At 69.2% G+C, this 2831-nt stretch carries 2 protein-coding genes and 1 pseudogene; all 3 read left to right on the plus strand.

All coding sequences use genetic code 11. The features are described from left to right. A pseudogene (locus tag DD1DGNOD_RS29855) lies at positions 1-706 on the plus strand (leucyl aminopeptidase); the annotation flags it as partial. A gap of 155 nt (positions 707-861) precedes the next feature. Beyond that, positions 862-2244: a dihydrolipoyl dehydrogenase gene (lpdA, locus tag DD1DGNOD_RS19470; protein ID WP_131767909.1), complete on the plus strand. Its 1383-nt coding sequence runs from the start codon at positions 862-864 to the stop codon at positions 2242-2244. 270 nt (positions 2245-2514) lie between these two features. Further along, positions 2515-2831, plus strand: a 317-nt coding sequence (locus DD1DGNOD_RS19475; protein WP_283234728.1) for a biotin/lipoyl-containing protein, incomplete at its 3' end; no start/stop codon positions are given.

A 2831-nucleotide genomic window follows, 5' to 3' on the forward strand; every position in this document is an offset into this window, starting at 1 on the left:
GTCGCTCAAGCCCGCGGCCGCGATGGAATGGATGAAGGTCGACATGGCGGGGGCCGCCTCGGTGCTGGCGACGCTCGTCGCGGCAGCCCGCCTGAACCTGCCGGTTCACCTCGTCGGATGGCTGCCGCTGGCCGAGAACATGCCGTCGGGCGGGGCGATCCGGCCGTCGGACGTCCTGACCCTGCGGGGCGGCACACGGGTGGAGGTGCTCAACACCGACGCCGAGGGACGCCTGGTGCTCGGTGACGCCCTCGCCCGCGCCGCCGAGGACTCCCCCGCCCTGATCGTGGACGTCGCGACGCTCACCGGCGCGCAGATCGTCGCCCTGGGGCAGCGCACCGCCGGGGTGATGGGACGCGACGGCGCGGTCGACCAGGTCGTCGCCGCGGCCCGCGAGAGCGGCGAGTCGCTGTGGCCGATGCCGCTGCCGCCGGATCTGCGCAAGGTGCTCGACTCGACCGTCGCCGACCTCGCCAACGTCGCCGGCGGTGGCGGCCGTGATGGCGGCATGCTGGTCGGCGGGCACTTCCTGAGCGCCTTCGTGCCCGAGGACGTCCCGTGGGCGCACATCGACATTGCCGGGCCGGCCTGGAACGGTGGCGAACCGTACGGGCACACCCCCAGGGGCGGCACCGGGATGATCGTCCGGACCCTGCTCCAACTCGCCGGGAACGTTGCCGGCAACCAGCGGCCGAGCGTCCAGTGAACCAACTACCAGCGGGTAACGAGCACCGCACGGAAGTAGTCCGGTGAAATACCGGCGTCATGCACCACACAGTCGCTGCGGACCTCCGGCGCCGCGGTCTGGTGACATGAAAGACTGAACGCATCCCAACCAGTCAACGAGAAGGGACGCCTGGCGTGGTGGACTCTGCGGCGGGTCCCGTCGACCTGGTCATCCTCGGCGGCGGCAGCGGCGGTTACGCGACGGCTCTGCGTGCCGCGGAGCTCGGCCTGGACGTTTCTCTGATCGAGAAGAGCAAGCTGGGCGGAACGTGCCTGCACCGCGGGTGCATTCCGACCAAGGCGCTGCTGCACTCGGCGGAGATCGCGGACAATATTCACGAAAGTGGCAATTTCGGAATTCGATCGACCTTCGAGGGAATCGACATCGCGAAGGTCAACGCCTACAAGGACTCGGTGGTCAACAAACTTTACCGGGGTCTGACCGGCCTGGTGAACAATCGTGGCATCGAGCTCGTCGAGGGCCATGGACGGCTGGTGTCACCGACCTCCGTCGCCGTGGGCGACCGCGTGATCTCTGGTCGTCACATCGTGCTGGCAACCGGATCACAGTCGAAGTCGCTGCCGGGCCTGGAGATCGACCACCGCCAGGTGATCACCAGCGACGACGCTCTCGAACTCGACCGCGTGCCGGCCTCCGCCGTGGTGCTCGGCGCCGGCGCGATCGGCTGCGAGTTCGCCTCGGTGTGGCGCTCCTTCGGAGCCGAGGTGACGATCGTCGAGGCCCTGCCCCACCTGGTACCGCTGGAGGAGGAATCCAGCTCCAAGCTGCTGGAGCGGGCCTTCCGCCGGCGCGGCATCAAGCAGCACCTCGGCGCCCGGTTCGCCGGTGTGAAAACCACCGACGACGGCGTCACGGTGACCCTGGAGGACGGCACGACCATCGAGGCCGAACTGCTGCTGGTGGCGGTCGGACGCGGGCCGGTGTCGGAGGGGCTGGGCTACGACGAGGTCGGCATCGCGCTGGATCGCGGATACGTTCTCGTCGACCATCAGCTGCGTACCAACGTGCCGACCGTCTCCGCCATCGGTGACCTGCGGCCCGGTCTCCAGCTCGCCCATGTCGGCTTCGCCGAGGGCATCTTCCTCGCCGAAAGCCTGGCCGGGCTGAATCCGGCGCCGATCGACTACGACAACATCCCGCGGGTCACCTACTCGCATCCCGAGGTGGCTTCGGTCGGGCTCACCTCGACCAGAGCGGCGGAACTGTACGGGGACGTCGTCACCCACACCTACGACCTGGCGGGTAACGGCAAGGCGCAGATCCTCCAGACGGCGGGTGCGGTGACGCTCGTGGCCGTGCCCGACGGGCCGGTGGTGGGCGTCCACATCGTGGGCGACCGGGTCGGCGAGCTGATCGCCGAGGCCCAGCTGATCACCAACTGGGAGGCGCTGCCCAGCGAGGTCGCTCAGCTCATCCACCCGCATCCCACATTGTCGGAGTCCATCGGCGAGGCGCATCTGGCGCTGGCCGGCAAACCGCTGCACTCCCACAACTGACAATCAATAGATCAATTTAGGGCCTCGAATGCGCGAGACGAACCACAATCGCGCACTCGTCGGCCCACCGATAATCAGCAGGGCCTCCGGGTACGCGAAACCAGCCATGATCGTGTGCTCTCCGGCCCACCAGCCATCAGGGCCTCCGGCGACGCGACGGCAGCTCTTCGCCGCGCCGCCGGAGGCCCCCGAGTCGCCCAGCACCCATCGCGTTCGTAGCCGTTGCCCGTCGTCCACGGTCGGTCGGACGCCGCAAAGGAGCCTTACCCCATGTCTGTGTCCGTCACGATGCCCCGTCTGGGTGAGAGCGTGTCCGAGGGCACCGTCACCCGCTGGCTGAAGAAGGAGGGCGAGCGCGTCGAGGCCGACGAGCCGCTCCTCGAGGTCAGCACGGACAAGGTCGACACCGAGATCCCCGCGCCCGCGTCCGGGGTGATCAGCGCTATCCGGGTGGCCGAGGACGAAACGGTCGAGGTCGGCGTCGAACTCGCCGTGATCGACGAAGGCGGTACGGCGGAGCAGGCCGCCGCGGCCGGCCCGGGAGCCGCCGCCGAGCAGGCCCCCGCGCCCGCCGCGGCGGCCTGCTC

Source organism: Candidatus Protofrankia californiensis, from assembly GCF_900634765.1.
Classification (GTDB): Bacteria; Actinomycetota; Actinomycetes; order Frankiales; family Frankiaceae; genus Protofrankia; species Protofrankia californiensis.